Source organism: Methanobrevibacter millerae (assembly GCF_900103415.1).
GTDB classification, from domain to species: Archaea; Methanobacteriota; Methanobacteria; order Methanobacteriales; family Methanobacteriaceae; genus Methanocatella; species Methanocatella millerae.
In genome coordinates this window covers 56,122-75,514 of sequence record NZ_FMXB01000014.1, presented here as the reverse complement: position 1 = coordinate 75,514, position 19,393 = coordinate 56,122, and the positions used below count along the sequence as shown (strand labels likewise).

Here is a 19,393-nt window from a genome sequence, read left to right as displayed (position 1 = left end):
CCAAAAATGAAAAGTTAATTTGTATACTGAATGTTGATTCCTACTCAAATAATTAATCAAAATAATTCATATAATCAAAAACGTATTTAAACCGTTTATTACAAACGTATACCAATACTAACACATTATAAAAAAAAACACCCCCCCCATTGTGCAATTCATCCCCAACCTAGAAGATGTTGGGGTATTCTTGCAATATTATGATAAACACACGCATTGGCCTTTTTTGCAAGCTTATCACAGAAAGCAACATGCACGTTCATTATTTCATTAACGTATATTTCCCCATGAAGATAAATGACAAGGCTTTCTGCCTCTTCAGCGCCTTTGAAAGTAAGCATTTGACATCCGAACATGTCCCTTATTTCAGCTTTGCTGTGATATATCCTTTTCGGCAATTTATAAGGTTCATCCTCTTCAAGGGAGCGCTTTTGAAGATGCTCTTTAGCTTTCTCTGCATCCTCAAAGTATTCGCTGTTTTTCTTGTCCAAGGCAAACTCTACAATCTTTGACATCTTTGACATTTTATCACCCATCATTAATTTATTTACTCAATATTAAAGAGTCTTTTTGCATTATCGGAAGTTACTTCAATTACTTCCACTTTTCCCAAATCCAATTCATCAGCTATTTTTCCTATAACGTATTTGATATTCATCGGAGTGTTCGTCTCCCCCCTTTTTTCTTCAGGAGAAAGATACGGCGAATCGGTTTCAACAAGAATATGGTCAATGCCTACCGTTTTAACAGTTTTTTCAATCTTTTTATTGTTTTTATGAGTAACCGGCCCTCCAACTCCAATATAGAATCCCAGTTTGACAAATTCCCTGGCCATTTCTGCTGAACCCTGATAGCAGTGCAGTGCTCCCTTAACGTCATGCCTTTTCAGTATGTCGTAGGTATCCTGCATCGCTTTTCTTGAATGCACTATTACCGGCAAATCATGCTTTTCGGCCAAATCAAGCATCTTTTCAAATAGCTCAATCTGAATATCCCTTTTATCCTTTCCATGGTAATAGTCGATGCCAATTTCTCCAACGGCAATTACATTACTATTTTCAAGCTGCCTGTCCAAGAGGGAAATGTCCTCATCGGTTACTTCACCAGCAAGAGTATGGAAATATCCCAAAGCACCGTAGACGTTATCATATTTGGCCGACAGCTCAAGCACTTCCAAATTGCTTTTCAAATCGGTGCCGTTCAATATGAGGCAAATATCGTTTTTTAAGGCTTCAGATATGATATTCTCAGCATTATCCATTTCGCTATCATAAACATGGCAGTGGGTATCGATTATCATTTAAATCCTCACTTGAAAAGTTATTTATTCTATAGATATTATATAATTACTTGAATTGAATTATATTTTTTGGTGAGCGCAAATGGATGAGAAGTTTTCAAGAACAGAGATGTTGATTGGAAATGACGGAATGGAAAAGCTGGCAGATGCAAAAGTTGCAGTATTCGGCCTTGGCGGCGTAGGATCCTTTGTCTGCGAAGGACTTGCAAGAAGCGGAGTGGGCAATTTCATTTTAGTGGATTTTGACAAGGTAGATGAAAGCAACATCAACAGGCAGCTGATTGCAACGGTAAACACCGTAGGCAAATATAAGGTTGATTTGATGAAGGAAAGAATCTTTGAAATCAATCCTGACGCTAACGTTGAAGTTTATAAGGAATTCTATCTGGCCGATTCAGAAACAGACATCATTACTGAGGACTTGTCATATGTCGTTGACTGCGTTGATACCATACTGGCCAAGATTGCAATCATATGCAGCTGCGATGCCCTGAAGGTTCCTGTTATCTCTTCAATGGGAACGGGAAACAAGCTTGATGCCACAATGTTTGAAGTGGCCGATATCTATGAGACTTCCGTGTGTCCGCTTGCCCGAATAATGAAAAAGGACCTTAAAAAGAGAAACATCAAAAAGCTGAAAGTGGTCTATTCAAAGGAACATGCCATTAACACAAACGACCATCCGATAAATAAGGACCTGAAATACAAGGTCAAGGGCAGCGTTTCATTTGTGCCCTCCGTTGCAGGACTTATAATAGCCGGCGAAGTCATTAAAGACATTGCAGGCAAGTAATTAAGATATCTAACAATCCTAATTAATTACAGAATGTCCTTGATATCTAAAACGGGAGTGCCGTCAAGCATGTCAACGCCCGTGAACCTTATGATATTACCATTAATTTCCACTATTTTTACAGTTGTAACACCAATCGGATTTGGCCTGTTCGGTGCATGAGTTGAAAACAGTCCTTTAATCGGTCCATCACCCCTGAAGGGAACTTTTTGCTTGAATCCCTTTGACTTGTGGAAATGGAAAAGCACCATATACTCCTTGCCTGCCTGCATGCTGGACATGCTTTCGAGATATTCCTCATTGATAATCATTTCAGCTTCCACGTCACCGGATTCCCTGGGGGACTTCGGCATGTCATTAACATCCCCATATGGCGAACGGATGTATCCAATCGGCCTGAATATTATTTCTTCATCCATTTTTTCATCTCCTAAAATAATTGTTCAAATATTTGAATGATCATATATAAATAATTGTTCAAATATTTGAATACACAGAAAATCCCTTAATTTTCAAATAACTCTTTAAAATGATTTCAATTATGAAAATAATAAATTTAAAAAAATTAAGCCCTTTTGTTACAACAAGCTATTTGCACATCTGAGGCTATTCATGAAAATACTTTTATTGCCTAAAATTAAATATATTCTCAGTAATGATTTTTCCAAATCGTATTTGATTATTGAATTTATGTGGTGCAGTTTAGATGGATAAGGGCTTAAAACGAAAAATATTCATGTTTTCAGCATTGATTGGAGCAATGATTTTCTACCTGATTTTTTTTGGAAGGAAAAATATTGCAGTAGGAATAATGATTATCATAGCTGCATTTATGAATCTGAAAGATGATCTGTCCTATAAGCCAGGGTTATCTTTTATTAAGGTTTTGGGTTTGCTGCTGGTTCTGGGAATCGTTTCGTATTTTAACAGTCCAATAACTATTTTAAGCTGCATTTTGACGTTTTTAGTTGTTTTTGGAACTACATTTTCATCATATCACCTCTTTAGAAGCGACGTTTACATGCCTTATCTTTTGTGTTATTTCATCATGTCGGCAAATCCCGTGACGCTTGAAAATTTGCCTTTAAGGCTCATGGCATTGGTTTGCGGTGCGGTATTCATCGTTGGATTGAATATCATCCTTAACAGGGATAAACATTATAACATATCAAAGGAAACATTGAATAATCTTATTGAAGAGGTGAACAAGTCAATTGATTTGAAACTGGAGGGCAAGGATGTTTCCATGGACAGTTTTAAAACAGCAAAGGAGTTCTATTTATCCCTGTACCAAAGGTTTGAATACAAATACTTCCCAAGTCCAAAACAGCAATCCATTCTCAATATTATAAAAGCGTTCCAGTCCATTGGATATCTCCTCTCCAAAAGCAATCCAACGGATAATGAATTAAGATACATTAAAAAAGTCCTCTCCGAAATCAGGGAGATTAAAATCGAGGAAGTCTTTGAGGGTGTTGAAATTGAGACAAAGGGAATGATGCATATCCTGTTGAATCTGGAAATCATTGCGAATGAACTGGATAAGGATTTAAGCGACAACATTACAGCTCCTGATAAAAAGATACTAACCCAAATATTCAAACCATTCAATAAAAGACAGTTCAACTTCCGTTCCGTCAAATTCGTATTCGCATTTAAAATGGCATTGATAATGTTGCTATGGGAAGTATTAACAATGCTTTTCAATTTGCCATTTACCAAATGGCTGTTTTTTGTAACCGTTTCAATGATGGTGCCGTATATTGATGATATGAAATACACTGCTCAAAAACGTATTATGGGAACATTTTTAGGGGTTTTTATTTTTGCAATTATTCTGATTGTCATGCCCGTTATTCCAATATCAAAAAGTGCGGTGATTATTATTGTCGTAGTCATTTGTCTGTTTGTCTTCGTTTGGAAAATGAAGGACAGGTTAATCAGGAATACGGCAACAACGCTAATGTCTGTGATGACTTCATTATCCTATATTGAAGCCCCGGATGCCATCACATTAAAAATACTGTGGGTGATTGTCGGGATAGCTGCGGTTTCATTGTTCAACTTTAAGTTTTTACCCTATTCGGTTGAAAAAGAAACAAGAAACAATTTGGAAAATTGCTATCTCCTCAATGAGAAGTCAATTGATTTAATCCGTCAAAAATGTCACGGAGACAATACCGAGTACAAAACAACCCTCTTTGTCTCTGAAAGCATTGTCCGCGAAAACATTCAGATAAATGACGATAATAAGGAATTATACAATCTGCAATTCATGATTTCAAATTTATGTAATTTCATTTTATCTTATCTTGACGTTAACGGATGTTCTGATGAATTGAACAAAAATTTATTGGACATAATAGATAAAGACGCCAACGTCAATGAGAATTTGGATTCAAAAGAGAGCGTAATGGCATGGTCAATGAGAAATACAATTGACATGTTTAAAAAGGAAAGGGAATTGATGAATGATATTGCATAATTGCCCCAGTAAAATCAATAGCTAATCAATACTATCAATTTAATGGAAGGACTTTTAAATTAATGCAGAGCATTTTGAATAACATGGGTGATTTGAAAACGTGATATATATGAAAGCATTACGAAAAGCAATTCTTCAATAGAATGATAGCTGCCATTAATTCAAAAAGATTCGATTCATGCCTTTTAATGTCATAGGTATTAATTGATACTGCAACACCTCCTATAAAGATTATGATTAATCCATACAGAAATAAAATACAATAACACCCCTTTAGATTATTTTAACACATTATCCCCCATATTTTATTACATTTGAAAAAATATTTTAATATAAAAAATTTAGGCATGCCTAAAAATTTATATAGTATTGTGCTCAATAGTTAAATAAATCAAATTAGCCTATGGAGGTATACTTATGAATTTAGAAGGTGTAGAAAAAACAATGCTTTTAACATTATTTGCCAAAGCAAAGCATTCACAGCAAAAGAATCATAAATTCTATGATTCAAAAGCAATAGAGGTAATTTCAAAAGTCGATTATGATTTCAGCATAGCTGAAAAGGATAAATTTATGCAGCTGGGAACAATTGCAAGAACAATCGTGCTTGATGAAATGGTAGGGAGCTACATTAAAGCCCATCCTGACTGTACAATAGTAAACATCGCATCAGGAATGGATACACGTTTCAACAGGCTGGACAACGGCAAAATCAACTGGTATAATGTTGATTTGGAAAATTCAGCCCATTACAGACTGAAATTTATCGAAGATACGGATAGGGTAACGACACTTGCCTATTCCGCAATGGATCCTGGCTGGGCTTCAGAAATTAAAATAAGAAAGGACGTTCTTTTCATTATCGAAGGGCTGACAATGTATCTGAATCAGAAAGACGTTGAAAACATAATGAAAGTAATCGATGAGAATTTCAGTGAATGCACAGTTTTCATGGAGATAATGCCCCCTATTTCTGTTGAAAACGCCAAGGAGGAATCAATAGAGGATACAAACTCCAAATTCATATGGGGCGTTGAAAAGGGCTGTGAATTAACAAAGCTCAATTCACACTTCAAATGGATAAGAGACGTTAATCTATTCGACGGTGTTAATGTCTACAAGCCGCATTACAGGATAATTACATGGCTTCCGATGTTGAGAAAAAGAATGGACTACATTGCCGTACTTGAAAAGTAAGATAAAAAAATTTTTTAAAAGGAAATCAGCTTCGCTCTTAAAGCGGAAAACGTGATTTCCTATTCACTTAATTTTTACGTGTTTTTAATTTTTAAAACTTAAGATAACACCTAAACAGAGCCATAATTCCTAAATTTGTCTCCACTCGTTATAGCCTAAATGCTCATATCTGTTGCCGTCAGGCCCCTCATGGATTTCTCCAGTGTAGATTACTCTGCCCGCTTGCTCACTGTAAATTGCTCCAGAATCATAATATTCAACAGGAATCTCTTCAACATAATTAACCGTTAGGTTTTGAGTTGCATTGCACGCCTTGAAATCATCATTTTCCTCAAATGTGCAGTTTACAAAATATTTGCCGGAATCGTTTAACTGCAGTCTGGCAATGCCGCTCTTGTTGGTGAGAACGGAGTATGTCTTGTTTGTTCCTTCATCGTCAGTTAAAGTAATGTTTACAGTTACATTATCAATTGGATCCCCATTGGCCTTGGTAAGATTAACGTTCAAATAATCTCCCGGGTCAATAGTATCGTTGCTGATGACAGTCATTTTTGTATCTTCCTTTCCAAACAATGAAAATGCACTGGCCGCACTAATGGACAGTGAGATTGCAAGCACAATCAAAAGTACAATGATAACATTTTTCCTCATGAGAATCACCAATATTTAATATACAAAATAAAATATTTAAATTTTAATTTTATTTCAAAAACATTCATCATATCTTTTAATTGAAAACGTTCATTTTCACCCATGATTTTACACCATACATCTTCGATTGGATTTATTCCCAACCAGCAAAGGTGATGGGGAGATTATGGAATCTGATATTCTTTTTAATGAGGTTTCTATTCACCAGCCAGTAATTTTGTATTTGAACCCATAATGCATCAAGTGTTAATCCAAATATGTAGAAACAAAAAATATGTGGTAGCTAAACATATTTTAAATAAAAACTAAAAATATAATTAATAGTTTAATTAACATAATATAAAAAAAAGGAAGATTATTATGGAAACTGTTGGAATGATTTTATGTGGAGGTTTTGGAAAACGTTTAAGGCCAGTTACAGAAACAGTACCAAAACCGTTAATTGAGATTAATGATGATTATACAATTCTAGACAAACAGTTATTCGATTTTAAAAATGCCGGTGTTGATGAAGTATATCTTCTTGCAGGATTTTTACATGAAAAAATTGAGGAAAGGTATGGTGATGAATACAAAGGAGTGAAAATCCATTACGTTATTGAAGATGAACCTCTGGGCACATTAAATGCAATTCGTTTAGGAATGGAAGCGATTGACGTAGATAAACAATTAATTATACGTAATGGAGATATTGTTTCCGACGTAAATATAAAAGCAATGATTGATTATGGGGCCAAATCATCACTGCCTGTAATCATGTTTATCACGCAAATGCAATCTCCATATGGTATTGTTGAAATAAATGGAGATCGTTTAGTTTCCTTTAAGGAAAAACCTATTCTTGAAGATTATTACATAAATGGGGGAATTTATTTCACTAAATCCAAAATTGATTTTGGTGAGTTTAAGACTGGAGACATAGAAAAAATTTATTTTCCAACAATTGCAAAAGAAAATAACTTAGGCTACTATAAAGAAAATGGAATCTATTGGATTGCAGTAGATACTTATAAGGAATTAGAAGCTGTAAAAAAGGAATATGAAAACAAAACAGATAAGCCTTGGGGATATGAAAAGATTTTAATCTTAACTGAAAAGTATTTGACGAAAGAACTATACATAAAGGAAGGATTTAAAACATCCTTTCATTACCATAATGAAAAGGATGAAACAATGTACATCCTATCAGGGTCAGGTTATATTAAATTTGAAGATAGAAAGGAATATTTTTCAAAGAATGATAGTATCCGCATTCAACCGGGCGTTGTACATTCAATTGTTGCGACTGAAAATACATTGTTGCACGAAGTTTCAACACCTTATTTAGATGATACTGTTTACATTGAAGATTATTATGTTAGATAGGGAATAAGATAAATATGTCAGATGTTTTGAAAAAGGGAATCAGCATGGTATTGCTTTCCTACGAGGAAGAAGAAAATTTACGTGTGCTTCTGCCGCAGATTAAGGAAAAACTGGAGGAATGTGGAGAACCATATGAGGTTATTGTTGTGGATACTATGGAACCGCTGGACAACACCAAAGAGGTTTGCAAGGAAAACGGTGTGCGCTATGTGAATCAGGACAAAACAGGTTTTGGCGATGCGTATCGTAAAGGCATCCGTTCTGCACAGTATCAGAAATATTTTATCATGGACAGTGACGGGTCACACAATCCCAAATATATTCCAGACATTTATCATATATTTATGAATGAGCAAGCGGATATTGCAATCGGCTCCCGTTATACAGAAGGCGGCGTGAGCAATGACGTTCTCATTTCACAGATTATTTCCCGCAGCCTGAATAAGATATATGGAGTTATACTGGGGATTAACGCAAAAGAATTGTCAACTAATTTTCGTCTCTATCATACTTGCATGCTCAAGGAAGTGGAGCCTGAGCTAATCAGCAAGCATTTTGATGTTGGGGAAGAAGTACTTTTGAAATTGAAAATCAAGAAATCCGCCAGAGGTGAAAAAATTAAAGTGGTGGAAACTCCAATCATTTTTGATGAGCGGATATACGGCAATTCCACACGCCTTTTGTTTGCGTTATCCGTTGCATATATAAAGAGCATACTTTACCTGAGCGCATTGCGTCTGAATGAAGAATTAAAAAGACATTAAATTAATGATTTTGCATTATTTTATCCATATAGGGCAATAAAAACAACTTTACACACATGTATTCATCTGTAAATAAAAATGGCTGATATTCTAGATTTTAATTTAATTTTAAATGCAGACTATAATTTCTCTAGCTAAAACATCAAAAATCATTCAAGAATTTTAGATTCCTCAACCCATCCAATTTCTTTATTTTGTAGAAAAATATCAGGTTTACGATTATTGCCACAGCAAAAATAATTAGACCTGTTGAAAGCAGATTTGCAGAGGATAATGAAACTACCTGATAAAATTCATAAATCCTTCAGGATTGAGGTATGGTAATCTAAACGTATCATATACCACAGGATACGATATTTTAGGCAGTATAACAGGTCCTAAAATCAAACCTAATACGGATGCCACAGACACAGTCAAAACTCCATATGAGAGATAATGTTTAATAAGCGTGTTGTCTTTAAATCCGTTGGCCTTTAGTATACCTATTTGGGTTCTCTGATGTGAAATCATCCTTTTGATTGTTGAGAGAAGAATCATCATTGAAACCAGAATGAAGACGAGCGGGAAAATGTCTGCAGTCATTTTATGCTGACTAATTTCATTTTCAAATTCGCTTACACTTCGATGTTCGGATTTCTGCACAAATGTATTGTAGTATCCACCCAAACGATAATCCAGCAGCTTTTCAAAAGTTTCGGCATTCCCATCAAATTTAACGTTCAAGACATTGTAAGGTACAGTATCAGACGGAAAAGCCTTATGAGACATATACGCGAAGCCGTATAATGAAAAATTCTGTTTTACCAAATAATAAGGCATGTTGAAAACATATTCCGGAGAATAGCCCAAACCCCGAATTTCCTTTTCGATTTTGATGCCTTCACAGTTGAAAGTGATATTGTCTCCAACTGACAGATTTCTGGCATCAGCAAAATCCTTATCCAGCCAGACTCCGTTCGAATCGTTAATGTTGAAATTTTCCCCTTCAACCAAGTAAAATTTGGATATAGTATTGTTTTCAACAAAATGCAGGGTAACGTCCGGATTATCATCAAGTTCTGCCAGAGAATCCAGAATCAGTTGCCTTTCCATTTTGGTTGGTTGCCCCCAAATGGTATACCACTTCTAGAAAAAGTTCATTGAGATATGGCGAATAAATCCAGCCGTCCGCCATATTGGTCTCATCATAATAATGATTTATGCTTGATTCAAGACCCATTTCTTCCGCATTAATCCCCGAAAATAGAAATGCTCCCAAAAATGCCAATAAAAAGATTGAAATGAATTGAAATTTATAATCTGAAATGTCCCTTAACATCTTTTTAAAGAGCATGATTTCACCATTTCTAAATCTGTGAATTTCTTTGGAAACTCATTAATGCAATTCTTTCAATCTTGCGGTTTTAAATTCCATTAAATTCATCTAATTCCAAATATATTCACTACTTTCTTAAAAAAAGAAACATTTGAAATAAATTTGAATGCCAAACCTCTTTTTAAAAATTCTTTTATAATTTCTGACTGATTATCCATGTCCCCATACTCAGATATGATTTTTTCATAATCATTCTCTTTCAATATTTCAAAGAAATAATCCAAATCATCATCATCCATTGAATTAAGAACATTCTGCACTTTAAATTGATAGTTGAATTCTTTTGAATATCTTTTATTAAATTCTTTCTGATATCCCTTTAATAATTGAATATTGTCCTTTTTTATTGCATCGGTAATGTATCCGCCAGCTATTTTACAACTGTCAAATGCCATTATTAATCCTCCACCGGAAGTGGGCTTGATTTGTGATGCGGAATCCCCTATCAATATTGCTCTGTTTTTAACTAAGTGATTTTCTTTATTGAAAACCGGAATAAATCCCTTATATTTTTCAATTATTTCATATTCAAAGTTTTCATTTAAGAAATTGGTTATGATAGTACCCTGCTTTATGTGAGAATCTTCAGAAAATAATCCCACCCTATACTTATTATCCTGAAGAGGAATAACCCATATAAAACCCGGCAAGGTATCTTCAGATAAGTATACGCCCACATAATCATCTGTTTTTCCATTTGATTTTGTGAAATTATTCAAATTCTTATCATTTATCTCAACAAGCATTTGGGATGCATTAAAATTTTTTTGTTTATTTCCCATGCTTTTTGATACTATGGACTTGTATCCGTCACATCCTATAATGACTCTTGAGGTTATGGACTGTTTATCTGAAAAATAAGCTATTCCCTTTTCAACATCCACATCAACTACTTTTTTATTTATAAGTTCAACGCCATTTTGTATTGCGCGATTTAATAAAAATTGATCATAGGCTATTCTGTCAATTATATAAGCTGCATTTTCATCTTTTCTAACATTCAAAATATTGTTTTTGGAATGTAAAAATGCACCGTTAACCGTGTTTAGGATTATTTCCTCAGGCAATTCATTATATTCAAAAATATGTTTGCTTAAAATTCCTGCACATTGTAATGGATATCCTATACGTGTTTTCTTTTCAAGCATTACCACATTTAAATCGTTTTGTGTGAGGTAAAATGCAATAGTTGAACCAACCGGTCCTGCACCAACGATTACTGCATCATAATCATAATTCATTCAAATCCCCATTTTTTAAATTTATCAAATATCATTTTGGCTTAAGATGTAAAGACTACTTTTCATATACTATGTTTTATAAAAAATTATATTATTAATGTTGCCATCATTATAACTAATTATAGACAGTACTTAATTTTAAATAAATTTTTATATATCTCACTAGTGAAACTGCCAATTTGTTAGAACTTTTTGGAGTGTAAAAAATTTAACTGATAGTACGAATTTTGTTCATTCCATATATTTTCTTATTTTACTTTTTTCCATAATATTTAAACTATTTAATAGTATTTATATAGTTTTACATTGATTTTAAAGAAGGTTTTGAAACTAGATTGTGATTTTAAATGAGGCAATGTAATATGATATCATGCCATAATAAACATTTAGGCATGACTAAAAATTTAAATATTAAAGTGAACAAATATTAATGTGAAAGAATATGATTAATAATAAAAATCGGATCATACCTTAACATGACCTGTTTTGGAGATAATTTATCGGATAATTCCTTAAAGCTTTCAATAACTTTAGAATATGCAGGGACGTTTCTTTCAATGTCTTTTCCATATGGAGTTATCGTTACAAACCATAGCTGGGAAAAATCGGAAATCTCATCAAGCCTTTCAAGCATCGGCTTCGGATTTTTGGTGCAAAACAAGATGCAGTCAACCACGTCATGCGTTAATCTGTATTTGAAAAGCTGATTTCTTGAATACGGGTTTCTGACTAAAACATAACCATCTTTAATTCTATTAAAAAACCATTCGGAAAAAAATGCGGGAATATCTGTTCTAAGACCAGTATTGATTATCATAAAAAAAAGAAAATTTAAAAGAGATTATAAATCTCTTCCAAAGATGTGTACGGCTGCGGTACCTCCTGTACCACCGATATTGTGAGTCATACCGATTTCAGCGCCTTCAACCTGACGTTTGCCGGCTTCTCCTCTCAATTGCCATACGATTTCAGCTGCCTGAGCAATACCTGTAGCACCCAATGGGTGTCCACGTGCCTTAAGGCCTCCTGATGAGTTGATTGGGAAATCACCGTCGATTTCGGTTTGACCTTCTTCAATGACTATTCCTCCTTTACCCTTTTCGGCAAAACCAAGGTCTTCTACGGCCAATAAACCGTTGATTGAGAAACAGTCGTGGACTTCAGTAACGTCAATGTCCTTTACAGTGACTCCAGCTATATCATAGGCTTTTCTGGAAGCCGCTTTGGTTGATTCAATAGTGGTAATGTCTTTTCTGTCATGTAAAGTCAATGTTCCTGAAGCCTGGGCGGATGCCCTGACGTAAATTGGAGTGTCAGTGTACTGGCGTGCCTTTTCGGCCGGAACCATTACAACTGCAGCCGCTCCGTCTGATACCGGAGAACAGTCAAGCAAGGTTAACGGGTCTGCTACCATCGTTGAGTTAATTACCTTTTCAACGCTGATTTCAAATGGGAACTGTGCGTTCGGATTGTTTTTGGCGTTCTTGTGGTTTACAACTGAAAACTGTGCCAGCTGCTCACGGGTAGTGCCGTATTCATGCATGTGCCTTTTTGCAATCATTGCATACAGTGAAGGGAAAGTTGCTCCCTGCTGGGCTTCCCATTCCTGGTCTGATGCTGTTGCGATAGCCGGGGTTGCGTCAACGACGTCAGTCATCTTTTCAACGCCTGCAGAAATTACAACGTCATGGAATCCTGAGGCTACGGCCATAATTCCCTGCCTTAGAGCCAGTCCTCCTGACGCACATGCTGCTTCAACCCTTGTGGTTGGAACCGGATTCAAACCCATGTGATCGGAAATGAGTGCTGCAATATGTTCCTGCTGAACGAATAATCCTGAGGACATGTTTCCTACAAACATTGCTTCAATCTCGTCCCCTCCGATACCTGCGTCCACGATAGCCTTTACTCCCGCTTCAGCTATTAAGTCTCTGAAAGAGGAATCCCATAATTCACCGAATTTTGTTTGTGAAACACCTATAATAGCGACATCTCTCATAATAAATCCTCCCTACATTTTAATTTTACCTTTGAACTTGGCGTAAACAGCGTAATCGACATATGACTTTTTGGATATGATTTCTTCTGTTTTAGGAGCCAGATCTCTTCTTTCGGTTATTTCGTCAGTCACTTCAAGGACAAATCCGTCACTTCCTGCACCTGAACCGTAGGATACGACAAATATCTTGTCTCCAGGCTCTGCAACATCCAGAATGTTGGATAATGCAAGAGGAACAGCACCGGAGTAAGTGTTTCCGATGTTAGGAGTCAATAATCCTTGAGAGTATTGTTCAGGAGTGAATCCAAGTTTATTTGCTGCCCTTAAGTAGAATTTACCGTTAGGCTGATGGAAACATGCGTAATCATAATCGCTTGCCTGAGTGCCAGTTATTTCAAATAAGTTTTTGGCTGCGCTCAATACGTGCTTGAAGTATGCAGGTTCACCTGTGAAACGTCCTCCGTGGGACGGATAATCTTCGCCTTCCCTTCTGTAGAAGTCGGGAGTGTCTGTTGTAAAACTGTAAGTCTCTTCTATATCAGCCAGGGTGTTTTTCTTACCTATGACGTAGGCCGCACCGCCTGCGGATGCTGTGTATTCCAAAGCATCTCCCGGAGCGCCCTGTGAGGTATCGGCACCTATGGCCAATCCGTATTCAATCATGTCACTTTCAACAAGACCCATTGACATCTGAATGCCTGCGGTTCCTGCCTTACATGCAAATTCCAAATCTGCTGCAGTCAAGTCAGGCGTTGCGCCTACGGCTTCTGCAACGATTGTTGCTGTCGGCTTTACTGCATAAGGATGTGATTCGGAACCGACGTAAACGGCACCGATTTTCTGCGGATCTATTTGAGCTCTTGCTAGAGCATATCTAGCAGCGGTAACTGCAATAGTTGCAGTATCTTCGTCGGCAGAAGGAACGGATTTTTCATTAACGACCAAACCGTTGGATAAAGCTACAGGGTCATCTCCCCATACTTTAGCTATTTCTTCTACCTTTATTCTATATGAAGGCACATAGGCCCCATATCCTACAATTCCTACCATTAAATCACCATAAAGTTATGTTATAAAATAATATTATAAAAAGTATTATAATTAATTAATATATGTTTTTAATTATTATATAAAGATATCTACTAAAAATAAGAATTTTAATAAAAGTTTTGAAATTAATTTGAAAAAAAGAATTTTTTGTATGCAGCTGCCGGGATTCGAACCCGGGTTGTAGGCTTGGAAGGCCCAAGTAATAACCAGACTATACCACAGCTGCAAAAGTAAAAAGTGCGGCGTCCGGGATTTGAACCCGGGTCTCTAACGTGGCAGGCTAGAGTCTTAACCAGGCTGGACTAACACCGCATGAAAATAAACAACAATATTATATTGAACGATTATTATATATAAATTTTTTGTTTTAATGCATCCTTTTTAAGGATTTGAAAAAATGAATTTAAAGATTTATTGGCATCTTCAAATCCAATCAGGCTTTTCTTGCAGTAACGCAAATCCAATCCTTCTCATCATTGATATAGGCCTTGAAATCCTTAAAGCCCGTCTTTTCAAGGGATTGTCTCAATACGTCCTCGGAATATATTTTCATATCCAGAAGTTCAACCAAATCATCGTATTTTTCCATTTCGCCTTCCCTGTAGACCGCTTCATTGCAGAAAAATACAAGTCCGTCCTTCTTGAGAACCCTATTGACTTCCATTAAGTCATTGATGAAATCCGGCCAGAAATAGATTGTCTCAAAACCGGTTACTATATCGAAGACGTCATCATCAAAGGGCATTTCGGAAACTGAGCCCTGAATAACTTCGACCTTTCCTTCTTCAATTGCCTTTTCGTTTAGATCAGCTGACTTTTCAACGCTGACTACGGAGTAATCAATTCCAACGACCTTTCCTGAATCAATCTGTTCTGCGAAGCGTTCAAGGTTTCTTCCGCCTCCGCAGCCGATGTCTAAAATGATATCATCTTCATTAACTTCAAAGTGGCTGACGCCCCATACAGCCATTGATTCGTGGGATTCGTTCATACGGTCAAGAATCTTTTCTCCTAATTCGCCCACAGGCTTTCTTGCGTTTTTAATCAGTTCCTTATCTTCAATGTTGTGGCCAGTGTTGACCTTATCGTCACTCATTAAATCACCTATTTTTTAAATCCTTTTCTTGTCTTTATGGCCTGTCCTGTCTGGAAATTATTGATTTCAACTGCTGATAACAGTGATTTTCCGTAGGCCAGGAGCTCATCGGCCTCATTAACTATCAATACTTCATCCCTTGTTCTTATGTTTTCATCGCATTCAATGACGAATTTTGAGAATACGCTTTTTCCCTCCAGGGCGAAAGGTTCTGAGTCCTCATTTACGACAACTCTGTTTTTAGGATACGGCAGTGCCTTGTGAAGCCTTCTTGCGCCTTCCTTTGACAATACGAGATATGAATCTGAGGCCCTCATGTTAACAATTAAGACTTTTCCGTCATAGATGTGGCGGATTTTACCTGTTTTCTTGCTTTTTTCTATTTTTATGTTGCCTTTAAACAGCGCTTCACCGGCGCCGACACCGAACTGGTAATCAGCTATCGCCTTGATTTTTTTAAGGTCATCCCGAACGTATTTTATTTCATCTGATTCTATTGACTTGTTGTAAAGTCCGATATCCAAATCCTTAATGACCTTGGAATGTATCAGCACCTGCTCATAGTTTTCAATGAAATCTGACATGAAATTTGTAATGAATTCAGTGCTGTCAACGTCACGGATTCTTGGAGCTGCGCTCTGGCTTAAAGGATACAATTCATCGATTTCAAGAGGAATGAGACCGAATGGAACGTCAAGGACCATGAAGTCAGTGTTTTCCATATCGAATTCCTGTTCAGCGCCGTAGATGTAGAACTCTCCGAGATGTCCTGAAATGAACTTTGAGTAAGGTTTTCTGCTTGGAGGCAGAATCACCAGATCGCGCTTTTTAGGCATTTCAAGAAGTTTGCGCTGATGCCTTAGGACTTCAGACCTTCCCAATGATTCCGGACCGGTGTAGAAAAATGCAGATTTCTTGCTTCTAGGATCGTATTTTTCCATATCCTCGCTGTAGTTTGCAAGCTGGCGGACTCCGTCAAGAAGGGCAGGATGGGCTCTGCAGCGTTCCTCAACAAGCTCCATAAGGCTTCCTTCATAAATCGCCTGCCGGATTAACCTGAGCTCTGCAAATGAAACATGAAGGTTGTGCTGCGCAATCAAATCCCTTCTTTTCTCTTTAGGCATTGCCCTCAAGTCATCCGGAGTGTATTTTGAGCAGACTTCACATGAACACGGCATTTCCTGAAGGTTTTCAAGCTTGAAAGTTCCTCTGGTTGACAAAAGCCTGTCGTCTTCAGCATATAATATATAGGCCGCTGAATCGAATAAATCGCATCCCATCGCCACAGCAAGGGCGAAAATCATCGGATGGCCTGCTCCCATAAGATGGCGGGGAGTGTTGTCCGGAAGACACATCATTGAGTTCATGACAACGTCAACAAGCTCCTTGTAGTGATAGGACTCCATTAGCGGAACCACAGCGCCAATCGGATACAAATCAGCATCCAATTGAGACAGTTCAGCTGCGCATTTCTGCCTCAGGTCCATGAATGTGGAACCCTGAACCACAGAGTTCAAAAGCATCCCTATGTCATTTTCCTTTTTGATTTTGACTGCTTCCTTTGCCCGTTCAAGAGTGATTTTCAAGTCCTCTTCGGCCTTCTGGCGGTCAACGAAAGGTGCCGTTGGAATGTCAAGGCTTGTTCCGATGTCGGATTTGATTAAATCCTGAAACTTGATTACTTCCTCATTTGTAATGTCCACATCACCGTAAACTGAAAGCTGGAATGAACCTGAATCGGTCATTATAGGTCCGTCAAAGTTAATCAGCTTGTGCAGACCCTCATCAATGGCTTTCTGTTTTAAATCATCATCCTTATAAATTAAATAAGCGTTAGTTATTACAATGTCTGCTCCATACTTTTTCACGTCAATTGCTTGTTTTCGCGGATGGATTACAGGCATTAATGCAGGCGTTTTAACGTTTCCATGCTTTGTCTTTAAAACACCGACTCTTCCTCTCATATCTTTAGCTTTTATCTCAAACATGTAATTACCTAAAAACAGTTAGTTAGAATTAATTTATTTAATGGAAATTATTTAAATTTAACTCATTTTCAAAAGAGTATTGCTTTTAAATTGTAAAAAAAATAGAAAAAAGGTTTAAAATAAATCTAAACCTTTACATCAAATACATCTTTGAAGCCATGCTTTTTCCGTCAGGCATTTCACTTAAATTTAGGTGTGTTTTTGAAGGAAACGTGTTTGTCCTTGTTTTATTAATTTCTGGGAGGAAATTATCAAATCTAAATGGAAAAATGCATATGTTGGGAAAATAGGTAGAAACACCATTGGAAAGAGCATTTTCAACTTCAGGTAACCCGCTTTTTGCAAGGGAGATGTTTTCTAAGGGGAGAAAATCATTATGAGTTATGTTTTTGAATGGCAAATCCCCTCCAAATTGAGACAGGCTACTCCTTTTTCCGGCAGGATTGTTTTGTGAAGTGAAATTATCATCAAAAACAATGTCTTTAGATAATTCCTGAGGCAAGACCCCATTGAATTCCTTCAATATATTGTGCGTATTGTTTCTGCTGTTTTTGAATGCAACGCAGATGTTGTCCAGTCCGATTAATACAGACATGATATCATTAGTCTCTTCTTTGATAGGAGGAATATTTTCATCAAATCCTGAATGGGAGACGTTTAAATCGATTATAGGAGAATTATTCATCTTTTCACCTTCAATTGCATTATTTATTTCAGCTTCATGAGCTGCCGGTTTGAGTTCGTATAGATTCTTGTTTTCACGCTCCAGCGGAGCGCAACCAAATGAAGTTTGATCATTATGGGAGTGAATGTCGTCCATTGAATGTTCGCCAGGAACATCAATTAATCTTTCGCATGAAGTTCCCTCTGATTCAATAGGAACTTTCAATCCCGACTCTTCAGGTTCAGCGTCGTCAAGCGCAGCAGCTGAAACCTCCGAGATTATAGCGAAAGATAACATAACAATCAAAAACATCAGTACAATATTTCTGTTATTTCTTATGCTTTTCACCTCGCTTTTTTTAACTCCAACCTCAAGAATTAATCATGATTTATCATGAAATTTTATCAAAGAATTTTTCTCAAATCCTTGAATTTTCTTAAGATTGTTAGTAATCCTTAGTAAAAAAGTAGTATATAAAGTTTTTCATTTAAAAATGGGCTAAAAATGCCTAAAAAACGATTTCAGGCGAAAAATCAAATGTCTTAAAAGTCCCCAAATCCTGTTTTAGTAACCTGAAGTTAGTTAATTTGGGAGTATCTTTGATTAATTGTGCCGATGGTGAAATAGGCATTGATTACTTTATCAAGTTAATTATCGCCTAATTAAGCTTTTTTTAATCAGATATTAACGTTGATTTCTCATTTATTTGAAAATTTATTGAAAAATACCGAATCAATCTTAAAAAGCCCTTAAAATTGAAAAGCTTTTTTAAAGGGATTCAGTTAAATTAAAGGAATCTGAAAACTTTAAGAAACCCAAAAGCCAAAATTAAAGCCATTAATGTTTCGGTGATAAAAGTAACATCAGTAAACTTTAAGTTAATTTCAGCCAAAATCGGATTAATGGAGCTTAATTTATCAAAAACAACTTAGTTTAAACCTGATTTAACCAGATTAAGCTTGATAATCGAAAAATAATTCTAAAGGCCTAAGGATGATTAACACTAAAATATAAAATGTAATTTAAATTAAAATCAGCAAACATTAATTGACATGACTCTAATTAATAAACAATCGCTTTAAGAAATGTTTTCATTAAGATAACTGATTATCCATAAAGTTTTTTGTACTCCATATTGGTTGCATACAAACCGTAAAGCCAAATTACGAAGGATAATACCGAAAACATCAGACCGAAGCTTGAGTAAATCCTTAACGGAACAAGAATGACTGTTACGAAAAATATTGTAAGACCTTTAGGAAGGTTTCCCAAATATAAAATTCCGATTCCCGGGAAGAGAAATGAAAGAATTAAAGCGAATGATTTGTTATCACGGTTTTCTACGCTTGAAACAACAAAGTGACATCCCCAAAGCACCAGCTTTTCAAAAAGTTCCGCAATATTTTCAATTATTTCCGAAGCCAT

The 19,393-nt window shown here is 36.2% G+C and carries 19 protein-coding genes and 2 tRNA genes; 5 read left to right on the top strand and 16 right to left on the bottom strand.

All coding sequences use genetic code 11. The features are described 5' to 3' along the window. Positions 1 to 158 precede the first annotated feature (158 nt). On the bottom strand, positions 159 to 524 hold the full coding sequence (locus F3G70_RS08745) for a hypothetical protein (protein ID WP_149732326.1): 366 nt from the start codon (positions 522 to 524) through the stop codon (positions 159 to 161). Positions 525 to 547: 23 nt separating this feature from the next. Further along, on the bottom strand, positions 548 to 1,300 hold the full coding sequence (locus tag F3G70_RS08740; protein ID WP_149732325.1) for a TatD family hydrolase: 753 nt from the start codon (positions 1,298 to 1,300) through the stop codon (positions 548 to 550). 82 nt (positions 1,301 to 1,382) lie between these two features. Between F3G70_RS08740 and F3G70_RS08735 the strand changes: the two genes are divergently transcribed. Further along, complete coding sequence (locus tag F3G70_RS08735; RefSeq protein ID WP_149732324.1) at positions 1,383 to 2,093, top strand: tRNA threonylcarbamoyladenosine dehydratase; 711 nt, start codon at positions 1,383 to 1,385, stop codon at positions 2,091 to 2,093. Between the two features lie 26 nt (positions 2,094 to 2,119). On the opposite strand, the gene tsaA is transcribed toward F3G70_RS08735, so the two are convergent. Next, a complete protein-coding gene (gene tsaA / locus F3G70_RS08730; protein WP_149732323.1) occupies positions 2,120 to 2,512 on the bottom strand; it encodes a tRNA (N6-threonylcarbamoyladenosine(37)-N6)-methyltransferase TrmO in 393 nt (130 codons plus the stop codon). A 287-nt stretch (positions 2,513 to 2,799) separates the two neighbouring features. On the opposite strand from tsaA, the gene F3G70_RS08725 reads away from it, so the two are divergent. Beyond that, positions 2,800 to 4,578, top strand: coding sequence for an FUSC family protein (locus tag F3G70_RS08725; protein WP_149732322.1), 1,779 nt, complete (start codon positions 2,800 to 2,802; stop codon positions 4,576 to 4,578). Between the two features lie 417 nt (positions 4,579 to 4,995). Next, positions 4,996 to 5,775 carry a class I SAM-dependent methyltransferase gene (locus tag F3G70_RS08720; protein WP_149732321.1) on the top strand — a complete coding sequence of 260 codons (780 nt, stop codon included), beginning with the start codon at positions 4,996 to 4,998 and terminating at the stop codon, positions 5,773 to 5,775. 129 nt (positions 5,776 to 5,904) lie between these two features. Here the strand turns inward: F3G70_RS08720 and F3G70_RS08715 are convergent, their stop codons facing one another. Continuing rightward, positions 5,905 to 6,426: a type IV pilin N-terminal domain-containing protein gene (locus F3G70_RS08715; protein ID WP_149732320.1), complete on the bottom strand. Its 522-nt coding sequence runs from the start codon at positions 6,424 to 6,426 to the stop codon at positions 5,905 to 5,907. A 357-nt stretch (positions 6,427 to 6,783) separates the two neighbouring features. Between F3G70_RS08715 and F3G70_RS08710 the strand changes: the two genes are divergently transcribed. After that, the gene (locus F3G70_RS08710; protein ID WP_149732319.1) at positions 6,784 to 7,791 is read left to right on the top strand and encodes a sugar phosphate nucleotidyltransferase; all 1,008 of its coding nucleotides are present in this window, start codon (positions 6,784 to 6,786) and stop codon (positions 7,789 to 7,791) included. A 14-nt stretch (positions 7,792 to 7,805) separates the two neighbouring features. Then, positions 7,806 to 8,555 (top strand): glycosyltransferase, encoded by a 750-nt coding sequence (locus F3G70_RS08705; protein WP_149732318.1) that lies wholly within the window; start codon positions 7,806 to 7,808, stop codon positions 8,553 to 8,555. 279 nt (positions 8,556 to 8,834) lie between these two features. On the opposite strand, the gene F3G70_RS08700 is transcribed toward F3G70_RS08705, so the two are convergent. The 12 genes from F3G70_RS08700 to F3G70_RS08645 form a co-directional block, all read right to left on the bottom strand. Then, a complete protein-coding gene (locus F3G70_RS08700; protein ID WP_149732317.1) occupies positions 8,835 to 9,647 on the bottom strand; it encodes an ABC transporter permease in 813 nt (270 codons plus the stop codon). After that, positions 9,607 to 9,888 carry a hypothetical protein gene (locus tag F3G70_RS08695; protein WP_149732316.1) on the bottom strand — a complete coding sequence of 94 codons (282 nt, stop codon included), beginning with the start codon at positions 9,886 to 9,888 and terminating at the stop codon, positions 9,607 to 9,609. The genes F3G70_RS08700 and F3G70_RS08695 overlap by 41 nt, the downstream gene beginning before the upstream one ends. Before the next feature lie 86 nt (positions 9,889 to 9,974). Further along, positions 9,975 to 11,171, bottom strand: a complete 1,197-nt coding sequence (locus tag F3G70_RS08690) for a geranylgeranyl reductase family protein (RefSeq protein WP_149732315.1) — start codon at positions 11,169 to 11,171, stop codon at positions 9,975 to 9,977. Between the two features lie 427 nt (positions 11,172 to 11,598). Then, positions 11,599 to 11,988 (bottom strand): DUF1848 family protein, encoded by a 390-nt coding sequence (locus tag F3G70_RS08685; RefSeq protein ID WP_149732314.1) that lies wholly within the window; start codon positions 11,986 to 11,988, stop codon positions 11,599 to 11,601. Between the two features lie 24 nt (positions 11,989 to 12,012). Beyond that, positions 12,013 to 13,170, bottom strand: a complete 1,158-nt coding sequence (locus F3G70_RS08680) for a thiolase domain-containing protein (protein WP_149732313.1) — start codon at positions 13,168 to 13,170, stop codon at positions 12,013 to 12,015. Positions 13,171 to 13,182: 12 nt separating this feature from the next. Continuing rightward, on the bottom strand, positions 13,183 to 14,220 hold the full coding sequence (locus F3G70_RS08675; protein WP_149732312.1) for a hydroxymethylglutaryl-CoA synthase: 1,038 nt from the start codon (positions 14,218 to 14,220) through the stop codon (positions 13,183 to 13,185). Between the two features lie 152 nt (positions 14,221 to 14,372). Beyond that, a tRNA-Gly gene (locus F3G70_RS08670) sits at positions 14,373 to 14,446 on the bottom strand. 12 nt (positions 14,447 to 14,458) lie between these two features. Continuing rightward, a tRNA-Gly gene (locus tag F3G70_RS08665) sits at positions 14,459 to 14,532 on the bottom strand. A 121-nt stretch (positions 14,533 to 14,653) separates the two neighbouring features. Next, a complete protein-coding gene (locus F3G70_RS08660; protein WP_149732311.1) occupies positions 14,654 to 15,316 on the bottom strand; it encodes a class I SAM-dependent methyltransferase in 663 nt (220 codons plus the stop codon). Positions 15,317 to 15,324: 8 nt separating this feature from the next. After that, a complete protein-coding gene (gene tgtA, locus F3G70_RS08655) occupies positions 15,325 to 17,304 on the bottom strand; it encodes a tRNA guanosine(15) transglycosylase TgtA (RefSeq protein WP_149732310.1) in 1,980 nt (659 codons plus the stop codon). 133 nt (positions 17,305 to 17,437) lie between these two features. Continuing rightward, on the bottom strand, positions 17,438 to 18,265 hold the full coding sequence (locus tag F3G70_RS08650) for a hypothetical protein (protein WP_149732309.1): 828 nt from the start codon (positions 18,263 to 18,265) through the stop codon (positions 17,438 to 17,440). Between the two features lie 810 nt (positions 18,266 to 19,075). Next, entirely contained in the window at positions 19,076 to 19,393 is a 318-nt protein-coding gene (locus F3G70_RS08645; protein ID WP_149732308.1) for a hypothetical protein, read from the bottom strand.

Bases quoted from the DNA above. Each gene is read 5' to 3' on its own strand.
- F3G70_RS08745 (WP_149732326.1), bottom strand. From the start codon at position 524: ATGTCAAAGATGTCAAAGATTGTAGAGTTTGCCTTGGACAAGAAAAAC.
- F3G70_RS08740 (WP_149732325.1), bottom strand. From the start codon at position 1,300: ATGATAATCGATACCCACTGCCATGTTTATGATAGCGAAATGGATAAT.
- F3G70_RS08735 (WP_149732324.1), top strand. From the start codon at position 1,383: ATGGATGAGAAGTTTTCAAGAACAGAGATGTTGATTGGAAATGACGGA.
- tsaA (WP_149732323.1), bottom strand. From the start codon at position 2,512: ATGGATGAAGAAATAATATTCAGGCCGATTGGATACATCCGTTCGCCA.
- F3G70_RS08725 (WP_149732322.1), top strand. From the start codon at position 2,800: ATGGATAAGGGCTTAAAACGAAAAATATTCATGTTTTCAGCATTGATT.
- F3G70_RS08720 (WP_149732321.1), top strand. From the start codon at position 4,996: ATGAATTTAGAAGGTGTAGAAAAAACAATGCTTTTAACATTATTTGCC.
- F3G70_RS08715 (WP_149732320.1), bottom strand. From the start codon at position 6,426: ATGAGGAAAAATGTTATCATTGTACTTTTGATTGTGCTTGCAATCTCA.
- F3G70_RS08705 (WP_149732318.1), top strand. From the start codon at position 7,806: ATGTCAGATGTTTTGAAAAAGGGAATCAGCATGGTATTGCTTTCCTAC.
- F3G70_RS08700 (WP_149732317.1), bottom strand. From the start codon at position 9,647: ATGGAAAGGCAACTGATTCTGGATTCTCTGGCAGAACTTGATGATAAT.
- F3G70_RS08695 (WP_149732316.1), bottom strand. From the start codon at position 9,888: ATGCTCTTTAAAAAGATGTTAAGGGACATTTCAGATTATAAATTTCAA.
- F3G70_RS08690 (WP_149732315.1), bottom strand. From the start codon at position 11,171: ATGAATTATGATTATGATGCAGTAATCGTTGGTGCAGGACCGGTTGGT.
- F3G70_RS08685 (WP_149732314.1), bottom strand. From the start codon at position 11,988: ATGATAATCAATACTGGTCTTAGAACAGATATTCCCGCATTTTTTTCC.
- F3G70_RS08680 (WP_149732313.1), bottom strand. From the start codon at position 13,170: ATGAGAGATGTCGCTATTATAGGTGTTTCACAAACAAAATTCGGTGAA.
- F3G70_RS08675 (WP_149732312.1), bottom strand. From the start codon at position 14,220: ATGGTAGGAATTGTAGGATATGGGGCCTATGTGCCTTCATATAGAATA.
- F3G70_RS08660 (WP_149732311.1), bottom strand. From the start codon at position 15,316: ATGAGTGACGATAAGGTCAACACTGGCCACAACATTGAAGATAAGGAA.
- tgtA (WP_149732310.1), bottom strand. From the start codon at position 17,304: ATGTTTGAGATAAAAGCTAAAGATATGAGAGGAAGAGTCGGTGTTTTA.
- F3G70_RS08650 (WP_149732309.1), bottom strand. From the start codon at position 18,265: ATGTTATCTTTCGCTATAATCTCGGAGGTTTCAGCTGCTGCGCTTGAC.
- F3G70_RS08645 (WP_149732308.1), bottom strand. From the start codon at position 19,393: ATGGCTTCGGAAATAATTGAAAATATTGCGGAACTTTTTGAAAAGCTG.